Origin of the sequence: Nocardia crassostreae (assembly GCF_001613405.1) — a bacterium.
Taxonomy (GTDB): domain Bacteria; phylum Actinomycetota; class Actinomycetes; order Mycobacteriales; family Mycobacteriaceae; genus Nocardia; species Nocardia crassostreae.
On sequence record NZ_BDCH01000003.1, the window covers coordinates 61176 to 76370 of the forward strand.

General features: G+C 68.9%; 16 protein-coding genes and 1 pseudogene. 2 read left to right on the forward strand and 15 right to left on the reverse strand.

Features of this window, described 5'->3' with window-relative positions:
- The first annotated feature begins 122 nt into the window (after positions 1–122).
- Positions 123–470, forward strand: coding sequence for a hypothetical protein (locus tag NC4_RS01525; RefSeq protein WP_067531400.1), 348 nt, complete (start codon positions 123–125; stop codon positions 468–470).
- A 312-nt stretch (positions 471–782) separates the two neighbouring features.
- Here the strand turns inward: NC4_RS01525 and NC4_RS01530 are convergent, their stop codons facing one another.
- The 8 genes from NC4_RS01530 to zapE all read right to left on the reverse strand — a co-directional run bounded on the left by NC4_RS01530 (position 783) and on the right by zapE (position 8872).
- Positions 783–1199 (reverse strand): hypothetical protein, encoded by a 417-nt coding sequence (locus tag NC4_RS01530; protein ID WP_067531402.1) that lies wholly within the window; start codon positions 1197–1199, stop codon positions 783–785.
- The gene (locus tag NC4_RS01535) at positions 1196–2470 is read right to left on the reverse strand and encodes a DUF58 domain-containing protein (protein ID WP_067531404.1); all 1275 of its coding nucleotides are present in this window, start codon (positions 2468–2470) and stop codon (positions 1196–1198) included. Before NC4_RS01535 ends, NC4_RS01530 begins: the two co-directional genes overlap by 4 nt.
- 37 nt (positions 2471–2507) lie before the next feature.
- A complete protein-coding gene (locus tag NC4_RS01540) occupies positions 2508–3470 on the reverse strand; it encodes an AAA family ATPase (protein ID WP_067531406.1) in 963 nt (320 codons plus the stop codon).
- Positions 3471–3489: 19 nt separating this feature from the next.
- Positions 3490–3993 (reverse strand): hypothetical protein, encoded by a 504-nt coding sequence (locus NC4_RS01545; RefSeq protein ID WP_067531408.1) that lies wholly within the window; start codon positions 3991–3993, stop codon positions 3490–3492.
- A 50-nt stretch (positions 3994–4043) separates the two neighbouring features.
- Complete coding sequence (locus NC4_RS43815; RefSeq protein ID WP_281186211.1) at positions 4044–4961, reverse strand: DUF4129 domain-containing protein; 918 nt, start codon at positions 4959–4961, stop codon at positions 4044–4046.
- A 120-nt stretch (positions 4962–5081) separates the two neighbouring features.
- Entirely contained in the window at positions 5082–6551 is a 1470-nt protein-coding gene (locus NC4_RS01555) for a UDP-glucose dehydrogenase family protein (protein ID WP_218020880.1), read from the reverse strand.
- Positions 6551–7759 (reverse strand): glycosyltransferase family 4 protein, encoded by a 1209-nt coding sequence (locus tag NC4_RS01560; RefSeq protein ID WP_067531412.1) that lies wholly within the window; start codon positions 7757–7759, stop codon positions 6551–6553. Before NC4_RS01560 ends, NC4_RS01555 begins: the two co-directional genes overlap by 1 nt.
- Before the next feature lie 162 nt (positions 7760–7921).
- The gene (gene zapE / locus NC4_RS01565) at positions 7922–8872 is read right to left on the reverse strand and encodes a cell division protein ZapE (protein ID WP_067531414.1); all 951 of its coding nucleotides are present in this window, start codon (positions 8870–8872) and stop codon (positions 7922–7924) included.
- Between the two features lie 78 nt (positions 8873–8950).
- Here zapE and NC4_RS01570 point away from each other — a divergent pair, with 78 nt between their 5' ends.
- Complete coding sequence (locus NC4_RS01570; RefSeq protein ID WP_067531416.1) at positions 8951–9613, forward strand: TetR/AcrR family transcriptional regulator; 663 nt, start codon at positions 8951–8953, stop codon at positions 9611–9613.
- 112 nt (positions 9614–9725) lie between these two features.
- On the opposite strand, the gene NC4_RS45040 is transcribed toward NC4_RS01570, so the two are convergent.
- From NC4_RS45040 to NC4_RS01600, 7 genes and pseudogenes are all read right to left on the reverse strand, one after another.
- Positions 9726–9851 (reverse strand): hypothetical protein, encoded by a 126-nt coding sequence (locus NC4_RS45040; protein WP_439957466.1) that lies wholly within the window; start codon positions 9849–9851, stop codon positions 9726–9728.
- A 39-nt stretch (positions 9852–9890) separates the two neighbouring features.
- Complete coding sequence (locus tag NC4_RS01575) at positions 9891–10238, reverse strand: DoxX family protein (protein ID WP_067531418.1); 348 nt, start codon at positions 10236–10238, stop codon at positions 9891–9893.
- A gap of 99 nt (positions 10239–10337) precedes the next feature.
- Positions 10338–11513: pseudogene (locus tag NC4_RS01580) on the reverse strand (lipid-transfer protein).
- Positions 11510–11929, reverse strand: coding sequence for a MaoC family dehydratase (locus NC4_RS01585; protein WP_067531663.1), 420 nt, complete (start codon positions 11927–11929; stop codon positions 11510–11512). Before NC4_RS01585 ends, NC4_RS01580 begins: the two are co-directional and overlap by 4 nt.
- A gap of 50 nt (positions 11930–11979) precedes the next feature.
- A complete protein-coding gene (locus tag NC4_RS01590; protein WP_067531420.1) occupies positions 11980–12948 on the reverse strand; it encodes a bifunctional MaoC family dehydratase N-terminal/OB-fold nucleic acid binding domain-containing protein in 969 nt (322 codons plus the stop codon).
- Positions 12949–12958: 10 nt separating this feature from the next.
- A complete protein-coding gene (locus NC4_RS01595) occupies positions 12959–14128 on the reverse strand; it encodes an acyl-CoA dehydrogenase family protein (RefSeq protein WP_067531422.1) in 1170 nt (389 codons plus the stop codon).
- Entirely contained in the window at positions 14113–15180 is a 1068-nt protein-coding gene (locus tag NC4_RS01600; protein ID WP_067531665.1) for an acyl-CoA dehydrogenase family protein, read from the reverse strand. Before NC4_RS01600 ends, NC4_RS01595 begins: the two co-directional genes overlap by 16 nt.
- Between the last annotated feature and the right edge of the window lie 15 nt (positions 15181–15195).

Sequence of the window (15195 nt, forward strand, 5' to 3'; positions counted from 1 at the left end):
GAGGCCGAAATTCGCCTGTTTCTGACCCATGACGCGCTGGCCGAAGTAACGTCTCGAGCTATACGGTGAATATCTAGCGAACTACATCCAATTGAAACCGATTGACTGGAGAAGGTGAGCAAATGGCCGCCTGGCAGGTGTTCACGGTCACTCTCGCAATGCTGGCGATCATGGCGGCAACCGTCATGAGCCTGCACCATCCCACCCGCGATCCGGACCGGCTCTCCGTGGACCGGATTAGCGAACGAATCAGTAACGAGCGCAATACATCCCCGGATCCGGAACCCATCTCCAACGCCTGGTCCCACCTGGCTCCCGAGGAGCCCTTCGGGGTGTCCGAGGCCCATCGCACGATGCAGCAGCATCGCCGGTGCCCGGTCACCGAATGTGCCCGCAAGGCCGCCGCTTTCCGGGCTCTCATCGACGCCGGGCGGATCAAACCGACCCGCATGCCACCCGCCCTCCAGTAACCGGAACCACCCATCTGAACTGCAGCGGCGGTCGGATGGGCCGCCCGCCCCGCCGGTCGCCCTCCGGCGGGGCTCGGCGGAACAATCATTCGCTATGGGATTGCTGAGTGTACGTGCAGCTGCACTTACCGTTCGCCCGCCGTCTGCTGCCGCCCCCGTCAAGCCGTACGGATTACCCTGGCGGCCCGGGGGTTTGCCGATCCGACAGCCCGCAGCACCCCCGCGCAAACTCTCGAACGCACAATGCCGAATCAACTTCCCGAAAGATTGCCGGGCTCGCCTGCCACGGCGACCGACCGGGTCGAAACCGGACTATTCGGAAACACCTCGAATGATCCAGGCGTACAGCAGGATTACCGCGATCGGCGCCGCGATGGGCAGCCACGCCAGCCCGGCGGGCAGTACCGTCGCGGCGCCCGCGGCCACGGTGAAGACCAGCGCGCCCGCCACCGAGGGGCCGGTGGTGGGCACCACGCCGACCGGGGCCGAGACGGTGGCCGTATTCAGCAAGTACGTGGTCGCGACCAGGCCGATCGCCCCCGCCACCACCGCTCCGGTATCGGCGATGGTGAGCACGACCAGCGCCACCAGCACCGCGCCCACCGCACCCGCCCGCCAGCGCCAGCCCGCCACCGCGAGCGGCAGCAGCGGCACCACCGCCCAGGGCTGCACCAGCGCGACCCCGAGCGTCAGCAGCAGTCCCGACAACACCGCGAGGAATCTGGTCATCGGCGCACCCGCACGGTACGGCGGTGCTCGGGCAGCAGCCGCATGACCTGATCCAGGCGCGCGTCCTCCGGCCACGGCACGATATCCACGCCCACGGTGCCCATATCGCGATACATGGAGGTGCGCTCCAGCTGCCACATGCGCGCCAGCGTGGACTCCAGGCCGTCGCCGAAGGGCGGGCCGCGCAGCACGTCCACCACCACGACCGCATGCCCGCGTTTGCGCAGATCGATGAGCGCCAGGGCGAATTGGGTGTCCAGCAGGGTCGAGAAGGCGATGACCACCGCGCCGATCGGCACCGCGGCGTGCGGGGCCAGCGTGCCGGTGGTGGCGATGTGCTCATCGCCGACATCCAGGACGGCGTCCACGATCCGATAGAACTGGCGGCGGCCGATATCGGGCCGCAGCCAGCGCGGCGCGCGGCCCAGGCAGACCACGGCGGTGCGGTCCCCGGCCTGCAGCGCCGACTGCGCGACCTGCGCCGCCCCGCGCACCGACAGCTCCAGCGAATCACTGGCCGGACCCGGCGCTTGCAGCGAAGTGTCCACCAGCACAACCACATCGGCGGCCCGGTTGGTGAACCGCTCGGTCACGAACAGCCGCCCGCGCCGTGCGCTCACCCGCCAGTTCACCGTGCGCAGCTCGTCCCCGGGCGCGTAGGCGCGCACATCGGCGAATTCCACGCCCGGACCGTGCCGCCGGGTCAGATGCGAGCCGATCCGCTCGGTAAGTTCGTTGCGCGGCAAGCGCATTCGCTGCGGATCGGTGATCGGATACACGTACACCTCCCCGGCGGGCAGCAGCACCGAGGCCACCGCCAGCCCGGCCGGGCTCAGCGCCGTCACCCGCACCGGCACCGGATACCGCCCCCAGCGCGGCGCCGACAATGCCACCCGCAGGCCCGCGGGCGCGGGACCGGAGTCCACCGCCTCCTCCACCCGTAACTCCATACCGGGCACGGATTCCGCATGCAGCCGCAGCAGCGCATGCCCGCTCTCCACGAACGCGGCGGCGGTCAGCACCACCTCCTCGGTCTCGAAGCAGCGCAGGATTCCGGCCCCGTCGACCTGGATCCGGGTGCGCGACTGCTGCAGCGGCGCGGTGGCCAGCACCCCGAGCATGGGCGCCGCGAACACCACCAGCTGCCACTGCCCGAACACCACCGCCAGCACCAGCGCAGGTGCGGACGCGGCGGCCAGCATGAACACCAGGGGCGCGGGCCGCCAGCGCAGTTCCGCCTCGATCGCGGTGCTCGTATCGCGGTGCCTCATGCGCGCCCCACTCCGGTACCGCCGCGTGCCCGGTCGCTCACGCGGTCGTCGCGCGCGGGACCGGGAGGCGGCGCGGTAGTTCGGCGATCACGTCCTCGCCGCGAATGCGGCGGACCCACATTTCCGGGCGCAGCGTGATGCGGTGCGCCATGGCCGGAATGGCCAGGGCCTTCACGTCTTCGGGGACGATGTAGTCGCGATTGTCGAGCAGCGCGCGGGCGCGGGCCATCTGGACGAGGTCGAGTTCGGCGCGCGGGCTGGCGCCGACCTCCACCTGGGGGTGGCCGCGGGTGGAGGCGGCGAGGGAGACGACATAGCCGACCACATCCGGATGCACGGTGACGTATTCGACGGACTGGCGCATCTCCAGCAGGCCGTCGGCATCGACCACCTGGCCGACCTGGGCCGGTTGCGCACCGCGCTCCAGGCGGCGGCGGATCATCTGCATCTCATCGGATTCGGACAGATAGCCCAGGCGCAGTTGCATGGCGAAGCGGTCGAGCTGGGCCTCGGGCAGCGGGTAGGTGCCCTCGTACTCTATCGGATTGTCGGTGGCCATGACAATGAAAGGCTGTGGCAGCGGGAAGGTTTCGCCGTCGATGGAGACCTGCCCCTCGGCCATGGCCTCGAGCAGGGCGGCCTGGGTCTTGGGCGGGGTGCGGTTGACCTCGTCGGCCAGCAGCATATTGGTGAAGACCGGTCCGCGGCGGAAACTGAAACGGCCGGAATGCATGTCGTAGATGGTGGAGCCGATGAGATCGGCGGGCAGCAGATCGGGGGTGAACTGCACGCGGGTGAAGTTCAGGCCCAGCGTGGCGGCGAAGGAGCGGGCGATGAGGGTCTTGCCCAGGCCCGGGAGGTCCTCGATGAGGATATGGCCGCCGGACAGCACCGCGATCATGATCAGCTGCAGCTCGTCCCGCTTGCCGACCACCACCCGGGACATTTCGCGCAGCACGGCATCGGTGCGCTTGATGGTCACGTCCATCGGTGAGGTCATGTCGTATCTCGCATCTCGTTCACATGTTCTGGAGGCGGCGCAGGATCTCGTCCAGGGCCGGTCGGCCCGGGGCCCGGCCGACCTGATCGCGCAGCGCCGAATTCGCCGGATCCACCCATCGCCACAGTTCCGGTCCGAACTGCAGCAGTCCGGCGGCCTCGTGCGCGCGCCGGTTCTTGGCCATTCGATGTCCGCTGGTCAGCTCGAATTCCTTGGCCAGCAAGGGACGTAGATGCCGATCCCAGTCAGCGCGGGTGCCGTCGGCGCGCTCGGCCAGCATCTGGGCGCGCGCCTGCCAGCGGTGCAGCATCTCCGCCGGGCCATTGTCGATCTCGTGATCGGCGGGCCCGTCCTGGCGCAACCGGCGGTCGCGCTCCACCAGCGACCACAGCAGCAGCCCCAGCGCACCGGCCACGGGGATGGCGGCCACCGGCAGCAGGGTGGCGCGCTCATTGCCGAAGGCGAGCGCCTCGAACACCACGACCAGGACCAGCCCGCCCACCACGATCGCGATCCGATTCATTGCCGGTCACCCCCACCATTCCGGCCGGACAGCCACGGCGCCAACACTTTTCATGCCGCCTGCCCTTGTAGATCAGCCAATACGATACGCAGCAGCTGCTCGGCCCGCATCCGCTGCCACTGCAGCATGGAATGCGGGCTGAAGCGCGCCTCCTCGAACAATGCCACCAGCTCGCGGGCCGAGGCGTCGTGCAGGAAGCCGCGATCGAAGGCGCGGGCCAGCACCTCCGACGGGGTGTCCGAGGCCAGCGGGGCCACCTCCCGGGCGGTCGACAGGCCGTGTTCCATGGCGACATAGCAGGCGATGATGGCCGTGCGCGGATCCTGGCCCGGTGCGGTCATGGCCGCCAGGCCCATGGCCGCGACCTTGGCGAGGGAGACCGCCTCGGCGGGCTTTGCCGGGCCGAGCTGACCGGACGCGGGCGCCGGACGACGCGAGGAGGTCACCGCGACCACCACCAGTCCGGCAATGGCCACCAGGACCAGCACGCCCGCGCCGATGGCGACCAGCAGCAGGGCGGCGCCGCCCAGGGGCGGTGCGGCAATGGGCGCTTCCGGCGGCGGCAGCGGTTCCACCGCGGGCGCGGTGGTGACGGGCGGGGTTTCCGGCGCGACCGTGGTCTCGTCCCGGCCCGGCCCGACCAGATACACCGAGAGCGCCGCGGCCGCCAGCAGGATCAGCGCCACCAGCCCGATCAGGGCGGCCAGGGCGATCCCGCCGAGCCCCCAGCTCCGCCGGTCCGGGCGGCATTGCGGCTCCGGCATGGACAGCGGCAGGTGGTGCTGACTGTTGATCACCCCGGCCACCAGGATCACCGCCGAGACCAGCAGCAGCACCGGCATGAGCGCGAGCGCCACCGCCGAGGGCGGGTGCGGGGCGGACGGCCCGCCGGTGCCGGGGATGTGCCCGCGCAGTGCGACCACGGCCAGCATGAGCAGCGCGATCAGCCCGATCGCGCGCGATGCCACCGTCCCCACCCCAGTCACGAGCGCTCCCAACCAGAGTTCCGCACAAATCAGGCACATAGTTACATGCCGATCGGTCCGCGAGGATGGAAATGGCGAACACCGGTTACATACACATCACGATCACGCGCTGCGGCGTACCCGGGCCCGTAATCGGGTGAAGGCGGTCGAATCGGCGGCCGCGCGCGCGGACCGATCGTGCCTGGTCGCCTCCGGCGCCACCTGGGCCGGATCCCGCAGCGGTGTGACTTTCGCTGTACCGGAACGCGATTCGACCAGGCGGCCGAGTGCACGGAAATCCCAGCCCGCCGCCAGCCACGGCGCGGGATCGAGCGTATTGCGGGCGTCGATGATGACGCTGCCCCGCGCCACCGAGCGCAGGAAAATCGGGTCCAGATCCCGGAATTCGTGCCATTCGGTGAGATGCAGGACCACATCGGCCTCGTGCAGGGCCGCCGCGGCGGTGGCCGCGTAGACCAGCTGCGGCGCGATGGCGCGCGCGGGACCCGTTGCGGCCGGATCGAAGACGGTCACCTCGGCGCCCGCGGCCCGCAGCCGCACGGCCACATCCAGGGCGGGCGAATCACGCACATCATCGGAGAGCGGTTTGAACGCGGCGCCGAGCACGCCGACCCGGCCGACCGGCCGGGAGCCGGAGCCGCGCAGCAGCTCCAGGGTTTCGGTCACGACGCGCTCGCGGCGGCGCAGGTTGATGGCATCCACATCGCGCAGGAAGTCGACGAACTCGCCCGCCCCGAGTTCGCCCGCCCGGGCGATCAGGGCGCGCACGTCCTTGGGCAGGCAGCCGCCGCCGTATCCCATTCCGGCGCCGAGGAATTTGCGGCCGATGCGGTCGTCGTGGCCGAGCGCGTCGGCCAGCAGCGTCACGTCCGCGCCGGTGATCTCGCACAGTTCGGCCATGGCATTGATGAACGAGATCTTGGTCGCCAGAAAGGCATTGGCGGAGACCTTGATCAGTTCCGCGGTCGGGAGATTGGTGATCACGACCGGGGAGCCCGCGGCGATGGGCGTCGAATAGACCTGGCGCAGCGCCCATTCCGCATCGGGGGTGGTGACGCCGAAGACCAGGCGGTTGGGGTGCAGGGTGTCGTGGACGGCATGACCCTCGCGCAGGAACTCCGGATTCCAGGCCAAATCCACCGAGATGCCCGGGGGCGCCAGCTCGGCGATCCGAGCCGTCAAGGCCTCTGCCGTGCCGACCGGCACCGTCGACTTGCCCACAATGAGGCAGTTACGGGTCAGGTGCGGCACCAGGCCGTCGAGGGCGGCGTACAGCTGCGAGAGATCGGCGGCGCCGGTCGCGCCGGGCGGGGTTCCCACACACAGGAAGTGGATGTCGGCGAAGCGGGCCGCCTCCGGCAGGGAGGTGCCGAACCGCAGCCGTCCCGTCGCCACGTGACCGGCCAGCAATTCGGGCAGGCCGGGCTCGTGGAAGGGCACCGTGCCCTCGGACAGCGCGGCCGCCTTGGCGGCATTGTTGTCCACGCCGAGCACGTCGAATCCGAGTTCCGCCATGCCCGCGGCGTGCGTGGCGCCCAGATATCCGGTGCCGATGACGGAGATGCGGAGCATCACGAGGCCTCCTTGGAGAGCGGGCCGCAGTCGGGCAGCGAACGCGTCCGGCGTTCGGTGATGACCTCGCGGTAGTGGCGGATCAGCAGATCGTTGACGGCCGCCCAGGACCGGTCCCGCACGCTGTGTTGCGCGGTGGCCGCGGTCTGCGCGCGCAGCCCGGCATCGTCCACCAGTCGGCGCACCAGGGCGACCATGGCCTCGGCATCGCCCGGGGGATAGAGGAATCCGGCGCCGGGGGCGACAACGTCGATGGGGCCACCGGACCTCGGGGCGACCACGGGCACACCGGAGGCGAGGGCCTCCTGCGCTGCCTGGCAATAGGTTTCGTGCCTGCCGGTGTGCACGAAGACATCCAGGGAGGCGTATGCCGCGCCCAGTTCGTCACCGTGCAGGACGCCCAGGAAAGCAGCCCGCGGCAACAGTTTGCGCAACCGCTTCTCCTCCGGGTCGCCGCCGACGAGCACCAGGCGAATGCCGTCCACATCGTGCAGGTGCGCGAGCAGCTCGAGTTCCTTCTCCGGAGCCAAGCGGCCGATATAGCCGACCAGGGCTTCGCCCTTGGGGGCCAAGCGCTTTCGCAGCTCTTCCGAGCGCCGGAACAGGCCGAACTGCTGTAAATCCACCCCGCGCGGCCAGCGCGCCAGGCCGGGGACGCCCATCAGTTCCAGCTGGCGCAGGCTCGCGGTGGACGGCGCGAGAGTGCGGTCCACCTGGAGATGGATGCGCCGGGTGAGCGCGGCCATGGTCCGGACGCCGCCGGGCAGGTCGTAGCGCTCGGCGAAGCCGACCAGATCGGTCTGATAGATGGCCACCGTGGGCACGTCGAGTTCGCCAGCCACCCGGGCCGCCTGATAGCCGAGCGTGGCCGGGGAGGCGATGTGCACGACATCAGGCTCGAATTCCCGGATGATGCGGCGCAATCGCCGCCTCGTCTCCAGACCGATGCGGAAGTCCCGATAGAACGGCAACCGCGCCCCGCGCACCACGTGCACGCGGAATCCGGCGTACTTGGCGGGCCCGGTGGGAGCCAGCAGCACAGCCTCGTGGCCCTTGGCGGAAAGGTGGTCGAGCACCCGGCGAACCGAGTTGGTGACGCCGTTGACCTGGGGAAGAAAGGACTCGGCGACCACCAGCACACGCAGCCGGGTGCTCGGGATGCTCGGGTTCCGCGGCGCGGAACCTCCAGCCTGCTCACGGATTCGCATCGTTCCCCTCCGGTTCGGTGCTGTCTCCTTAGAGCAAGGTAAGAAGCAGCCCGCAACGTAAGACCCCCTGCGCGTGGACGGGACGTGAACCATGCCTGTCGATCAAGGAGGCATGTTCACCGAGGTGTCGCCGGGTCGTCGCACGCATGTCCGCCAGGCGTTTTATGGGAGGACTGCGGCTTGCGGAACGGCCAATTCGCTCAAGCGGGAGACGGTCCGGTACAGATCGGGGACACACGGGACCGCACCGCCGAGTTCGGCGAGCGGGACCTCTGCGTGGACGGTGAGGGGCAGATCGGCGTCGTAGAGGACATCCACGAGGTTCACCAGGCGCATGACCCAATCCTCCGGGACGGTGTTCAATGCGGGCACGCCGCACAGGGTCCAGTGCCGGAAGCGCCGGGTGAGTTCGAGGAAATCGGCGGCCGAGACCGGGATTCCGCAGATCTGCGCGAAGTCGGCGACGAGCGCGTCACCCTCGGCGCTGCGGGCGTGCATGAGCCGGTGCGCGATGGGCACCTCGGCCGATCCGGTGATCGGGCAGTCGCCGACGAGGTACTGCCCGGCCGCGAATCCGGTGTGGCGGCCGCCGAGACGGCGGTAGTCGACCGGGCCGTTCACCGATACCACGTCCAGATGCTCGAGAATCCGCGCGATGGTGGGCTCGAAGAGGTGGTGGAACAACGGGTTCGGCAGCAGGCCCTCCGGTACGTAGTTCGAGGTCACCACCAGCGTGATGTGCCGGGCGAACAGGGTCTCCAGCAACCGCGCCACCAGCGTCGCGTCCCCCGAATCGTGGACGTGGAATTCGTCGAAGCAGACCAGATCCACTCCGCCGAGCAGCGCGTCCGCCGCCGCGTCGACCGTGCCGTAGGTGTGGATGGCGGCATTCAGCTGGGCGAAGAAGCCGTGAAAGTGGAACCGCCGCTTGTGCTTCGACTCGACCTGGGCGAAGAACCGATCCATCAGCATGGTCTTGCCGCGCCCCGGCCCGCCGTGCAGGTACAGCCCGCGCGGCCGCCGCCACCGCTTCCCCACCCGGGCCGCGATAGCCGCCAGCCGGTCGGCCGCGAGCTGCTGGTCCCGATCCAGAACGATGGTTCGCGTGTCCACGACAACCTCCTCTGCCCTCTACATCCGTAGAGCACCCTCTATAATTGTAGAGGATTACGCGGCCGAGGAGGACCGAAGGTGACCACTTCCACATCGGATCGGCGCACGCTCATCGTGGACAGCGCCATCGATCTCATTGCCACACAGGGCTTGCGCGCCCTCACCCATCGGGCCCTCGACACCGTCCTGGAACTGCCCGCGGGCTCGACGTCCTATTACTTCCGCACCAAACGCGCCTTGATCGAGGCCATAGTGGACCGCATCGCCACCCGCTCCCGCACCGATTTCGCCGCGAGCCGCGACACCGACCGACCACCTGTCATGGATCCCGCCACCGTGGCGCACGGCATTGCGGTCTGGTTGGATCAGCTACTGGCACAACGCCGCAATCACCTCATCGCCCGGCATACGCTCATTGTCGATCAGCTCGGCGATCCGGGCCTGCACGCCGAGCTCACCGCGAGCCTGTTCTCCCACCGGCACGCCACCGACCTGTTCACGGCCTTGAACGCCGCCGATCCCGAGACCGCGGCGGCCGACTTCGTCGCCATTGTCGAGGGTCTGGTCTTCGATCGATTCGCGGGGGCCAGAACACATCTCGCTCCCAATACCGCGGCGAGCGTCGACCAGCTCGCCGCGCCCATCGGCTGCGCGCTCAGCAGTCTGTCAGCCGGATATCCGGCCACGGCGGCCGCCGCAGCATCGCGCCGGTCACGAAGGCCGCGGCCAGCAGGCCCGTAATCGTCCCCACGGTGGCCGCGATCCGACCGGTCCGGGCCTGCAGCACCCCGATCCGATCCTCGGCCGCCTCCCACTTCACCTCGGCGCCGTGCACCACGAACACCCCGACCGGTCACGCCCCGGTGTACCCGGTGGCCGATACCGTAATGATCGTGGAGCCCTCGGGCGTCTGGTACGGCTCCCCGTAGACCAGCGCGCCACCCAGCGCCTTCCCGTCCATCACCTCGCGCAGTGTCACGGCATCCCCCTCGCTGTTTTCGACTGTCTCCCAACCAACTTACGCCGCGAGCTGCAATGCCAGGGTGGCAATCGCCGGACCCATGTAGAGCACCGGGAAGGGCAGCGTCTTGAACGACCGCGCCCGCAGGATGGTGATCAGGGCTCCGCTGAAGTACAGAATCAGCCCGATGGCGGCGGCGATCCCGATCGCCGGAACGAAGAAACCCACGACCAGTCCGAGCGCCCCGGCGGCCTTGGCCAGCCCCAGCCAGTTCCACCAGCTCGCCGGAACCCCGTACTCGCGCAGCGGATCCACGACGAACGCCTTCTCGGTAATGATCGAATACACCGAGAAGCCGATCCAGAGGGCCGCGACGACTCCGACGATGTGGTAGGCGGTGTTCATTGAAATCGGTTTCCTTTCACCAGGGTCGAACCATGTCTGCCGAGTGGACGATGTGCGCCGCCCGGGTGTGACATGCCCTGGTGAAGGAATGGACCGCCTTCAGTGCGCGGTGAGGACCAGCCCGGAGGTCGGGACGCCGGTACCGGCGGTGACGACGATGTTCTCCAGGCCGTCGACCTGGTTCACCGAGGTCCCGCGGATCTGCCGGACACCCTCGGCAATGCCGTTCATGCCGTGGATATAAGCCTCGCCGAGCTGGCCGCCGTGGGTGTTGAGGGGCAGGCGGCCGCCCACCTCGAGCGCTCCGTCCTGAATGAAGTCCTTGGCTTCACCGCGACCGCAGAAGCCGAGTTCCTCGAGCTGCATCAGAACGAAGGGCGTGAAGTGGTCGTACAGGATGGCGGCCTGCATGTCCCCGGGAGTCAAACCGCTCTGCGCCCAGAGCTGGTCGCCGACCAGACCCATTTCCGGCAGCCCGGTCATGGCGTCCCGTTAGTAGGAGGTCATGACGTACTGGTCGGCGCCGGAACCCTGTGCCGCACCGGCGATCAGGGCCGGTGTGTTCGGCAGATCCTTGGCGCGTTCGGCACTGGTGACCACGATGGCGACGCCGCCGTCGGTCTCCTGGCAGCAGTCGAGCAGATGCAGCGGTTCGGCGATCCAGCGGGACGCCTGGTGCTCCTCCAGGGTGATCGGCTTGCCGTAGAAGTGGGCGGCCGGATTCACCGCGGCATGCTTGCGGTCGGCGACCGCGACGCGGCCGAAATCCGCACTGGTAGCGCCGTATACGTGCATATAGCGGCGCGCCACCATGGCGACCTGGGCCGCGGGGGTGCCCAGGCCGTGGGTGTAGGAGAAGGCATTGTCGACGCCCGAGGAGGTCGGATTGCCGGTGGCCAGGTGGGTGGCGAACTGGCCGAAGCGGTTTCCGGAGCGCTCGTTGAAGGCGCGGTAGGCGACCACGACATCCGCGATGCCGGTGGCCACGGCCATGGCGGCCTGCTGCACGGTGGCCGCGGCGGCGCCACCGCCGAAGGGGATGTTGGAGAAGAACTTCAGGCTCGGAATGCCCGCCGCCCGGGCCACGGCGGCCTGGGTATTGGTATCCATGGTGAAGGTCGTCAGGCCGTCCACATCGGCGGGGGTCAGACCGGCGTCGGCGAGCGCGGCGGTGACGGCCTCGGCGGCCAGGCGCAGTTCGCTGCGTCCGGAGTCCTTGGAGAAATCGGTGGCGCCGATGCCGACGATGGCGGCGCGGCGGCTCAGGGCCGTCACTGCTGGGCCTCCTGCAGGGAGATGACGGCTTTCGCCGAAATATGGTCGCCGAGGCTGTCTTTGCCGATGACCTCGATGGTGATGTCGCCGCCGTCCACGGCGGTCACGGCGCCGGACAGGGTGAGGGTGTCGCCCGCGTACAGCGGTACGCCCAGGCGCAGCGCAATGGACTGCACAATGGCGCCCGGCCCCGCCCAGTCGGTGACGAAACGCTGCACCAGGCCGGTGTCGGTGAGGATATTGACGAAGATCGTCTTCGAGCCGCGCTCCACCGCCTTGGCGGGATCATGGTGCACGTCCTGGAAGTCCCGGGTCGCGAGCGCCGTGCTCACCACGAAGGTGGTGTCGGCATGAATCGTCAACTCCGGCAGGGTCGTTCCGACCTGCACCGCGGCAGGTCCGGCAGTCGCGGTCAGCCCACCCGTCGCCCGACCACCACCCCTCACGGAATCGCTTCGCGATGCTGTCATCGAATTGCCTTCCAGTAGGGCACGGTGTTGTCCTCGTCGAGCTTCTCGAAACCGGCCTCGACGGCCAGTCCCACCTCGACCTCGGCCGGGTCGATGCCGCGCAGCTCGCCGAGCATGCGCACGCCCTCCTCGAGTTCGACCAGTGCGATCACGTACGGCAGTTGCCGCCCCGGCACCTTCGGCGCGTGGTGCACGACGAAGCTGAAGACGGTGCCGCGGCCGGAGGCCACGACATAGTCGGTCTGCTCCGACTTGTCCTTCCACAGCGCGGGCACCGGCGGATGCCGCAGCGTGCCGTCGGGCTGCTGCTGGATGCGCAGTTCACCGGCCTTCGTTCCGTCCCAGAAGAATTCGGTGTCCTTGGAGAACGTGGGCCGCACCCGCTTGGCGAGATCCTCGGCGCTCGGCGCGGCGGCGACCGGTTCGGCGGTCTTCGGGGCCGCGGTGCCCGGCGCGAATTTCAGCATGCGGAAGAGCATTTCGGTGACCAGCTCCTCACCCACGTACCAATTGGTGCGATAGGTGGTGAACCAGCCCTCCCCCAGCCCGGTCCGCTTGGGCCCCACCAGCTCCTCGATACCGGAGCGCACGGTCACCTGCTCGCCGATCTGCAGGTACCGGTGGTAGATCTGCTCGCAGTTGGTGGCGACCACCGAGGTGTATCCGGCGGCGTCGAACAGCTTGTTGGTCTGCTCCATTGGATCGTCGTCCGCGCGTTTCCCATTGAGCCCCAGCATGGTCCACACCTGCGCCATGGCGGGCGGCGCCACAATGCCCGGATGCCCGGCCGCGCGGGCGGCGTCGGCGTCGGTGTAGATCGGGTTGGCGTCGCCGAGGGCCTCGACCCAGTTGTTGATCATGGGCTGATTGACCGGATCCCGGCCCACCCGCGGCGCGGACTCCCCCGCGGCCTTGATCTTCTCGATTGCCGCGCGAATATCGTCGGCCGTGCTGCTCTGCGTCACAGGGTGACTCCTATCTGGGGACGCGCGGCAACCGCAGGCCCATTTGGGCGATGAGCTCGCGCATGACTTCGTTGACGCCGCCGCCGAAGGTCACCACCAGGTTCTGCTTGGTGCGCCGGTCCAGCCAGGTCAGCAGTTCGGCGGTCTTCGGATCGGCGGGATCACCGAAGCGGCCCACGATCTCCTCGGCCAGCCGTCCGGCCTCCTGCACCGCCTCGGTGGAGAACACCTTGGTCGCGGAGGCATCGGCGATGACCTCGGCCGGAGCGGTGTCGGACCGTTCCATATTCGAGGCGACCTGCCAGTTCAGCAGTTCATTGAGCCGCACCATGGCGTGCAGGCGGCCCAGCGAGCGCCGCACATCGGCCTCGCCGAGCACGCCCTGGCGCTGCGCCCAGTCGCGCACCCGCTCGTAGAGCTGCTCGATCTTGCCCGACGGCCCCAGGCTGACCCGCTCGTGATTGAGCTGGGTGGTGATGAGCTTCCAGCCGCCGTTCTCCTCGCCGACGATCATGTCGGCGGGCACCCGGACATTGTCGAAGTAGGTGGCATTGGTGTGGTGCGCGCCGTCGGCGGTAATGATCGGCGTCCACGAATAGCCGGGATCCTTGGTGTCCACGATGAGGATCGTGATGCCCTTGTGCCGCGACTCCACCGTTCCGGTGCGCACGGCCAGCCAGATGTAGTCGGCCTCGTGCGCGCCCGTGGTGAAGATCTTCTGCCCGTTGACGATCCAGTCGCCATTGGCATCGCGCACCGCCGAGGTGCGCAGCGCGGCGAGATCGGTGCCCGCCTCCGGCTCGGAATAGCCGATGGCGAAATGCACGTCGCCCGTGAGGATTCCGGGCAGGAACTGCTTCTTCTGCGCCTCGGTCCCGAAGGACTGCAGGGCCGGGCCGACGGTCAGCAGCGTGACCAGCGGCACCGGCACATCCGCGCGCACGGCCTCGTTGTAGAAGATCTGCTGTTCCAGCGGGCCGAAACCCCGCCCGCCGTACTCCTTCGGCCAGCCCACTCCGAGCCGGCCGTCGGCGCCCATCCGCTTGACCACGGCCCGGTAGGCATCACCGTGCCGGTTCACCAGCATCTCGGCCTCCTCCTCGGGAGTGACGAGACCGGCGAAGTACGAACGCAATTCGTCGCGCAGCTGCCGCTGCCGCGCGGTCAGTTCGATGAACATCTGGCTCCCAGTCGATCCAGCCGGAACGATTCGCCGCCCAGCCAGCGCGCGATGTCCTTGGCCTGTGAGTAGTAGCGGTGCAGCGGATGGGTCACATCGACGCCGATGCCGCCGTGCAGGTGATGGCACTTCTGCAGGGCCGCGGGCAGTTCCGAGGCGACCGTGTAGGCCAGCACGTCGAGATCGTCGTCGGTGCGCTCGCGATGCTCGGCCGAGTCGTCGTCCTGGGCCAGGGCCCAGTTGGCCGAGGCGGCGGCCGCGTGCAGGGTGCGCGAGACCACGTAGACATCGGCGATCTGCTGGGCCACCGCCTGGAATTCCGCGAGGGGCTTGCCGAACTGCTCGCGGGTGCGCACATGCTCGGCGGTCAGGGCCAGCACGCCTTTGAGAAGTCCATCGGCGACCGAGCCCAGACAGGCCAGGGCCAGCCGATGCAGTTCGGCGAGCCCGCCGGGCAGCAGATGCTCGGCCGGAATCTGCACGGCGTCGAAACGCAGCGAGAACTCCGGCACCCCATCGGAAGTCGGCGAGGCGGTCCGGGTGATACCGGGCGCGTCACCGTCCACGACCGCGATCCCGGCATCGGTGGGCACCAGGATCCAGCGCGCGGTGTCGGCATAGGGCACCGCCACCTTCTGCCCGCTGATCCGCACCGTGGCGCCATCGGCGACGGCCGCGGTCTCCGGCTTCACGGTGAACGGCGCACCCGCCTCGTGCAGCGCCGCGGTGAGCACCGCGCCCTCGGCCACGGCCGGGAACACCTTCTCCGCCAGGGCATCCGGCACGCCGATGGCCAGCAGCGGCAGGACGCCGAAGCCGAGCGTGCTCAGCGCCGGGGTCTGCACCGCATCGGTGGCCAGCTCGGTGAGCATGGCCGCGACCTCGAGCGGTCCCATCTCGTCACCGCCGAAGCGCTCCGGTAGTGGCACCGCTAGTAGACCGCTCTCGGCAATGACCGGCCAGAGCGCGATATCGCGCGCGCTTTCGCGTTCCAGCAAACTTACGACAACCTCGGCGACAGCGTCCTGGCTCTCGTCCCTGGTGAAGTCCAATTCCATGCTCCCGGT

Excerpts from the sequence above, each read along its gene's own strand:
- NC4_RS01575 (WP_067531418.1), bottom strand. The coding sequence starts at position 10,238 with ATGAACACCGCCTACCACATCGTCGGAGTCGTCGCGGCCCTCTGGATC.
- NC4_RS01595 (WP_067531422.1), bottom strand. The coding sequence starts at position 14,128 with ATGTTCATCGAACTGACCGCGCGGCAGCGGCAGCTGCGCGACGAATTG.
- NC4_RS01555 (WP_218020880.1), bottom strand. The coding sequence starts at position 6,551 with ATGCTCCGCATCTCCGTCATCGGCACCGGATATCTGGGCGCCACGCAC.
- NC4_RS01540 (WP_067531406.1), bottom strand. The coding sequence starts at position 3,470 with ATGACCTCACCGATGGACGTGACCATCAAGCGCACCGATGCCGTGCTG.
- NC4_RS01545 (WP_067531408.1), bottom strand. The coding sequence starts at position 3,993 with ATGAATCGGATCGCGATCGTGGTGGGCGGGCTGGTCCTGGTCGTGGTG.
- NC4_RS01530 (WP_067531402.1), bottom strand. The coding sequence starts at position 1,199 with ATGACCAGATTCCTCGCGGTGTTGTCGGGACTGCTGCTGACGCTCGGG.
- NC4_RS01525 (WP_067531400.1), top strand. The coding sequence starts at position 123 with ATGGCCGCCTGGCAGGTGTTCACGGTCACTCTCGCAATGCTGGCGATC.
- NC4_RS01560 (WP_067531412.1), bottom strand. The coding sequence starts at position 7,759 with ATGCGAATCCGTGAGCAGGCTGGAGGTTCCGCGCCGCGGAACCCGAGC.
- NC4_RS01535 (WP_067531404.1), bottom strand. The coding sequence starts at position 2,470 with ATGAGGCACCGCGATACGAGCACCGCGATCGAGGCGGAACTGCGCTGG.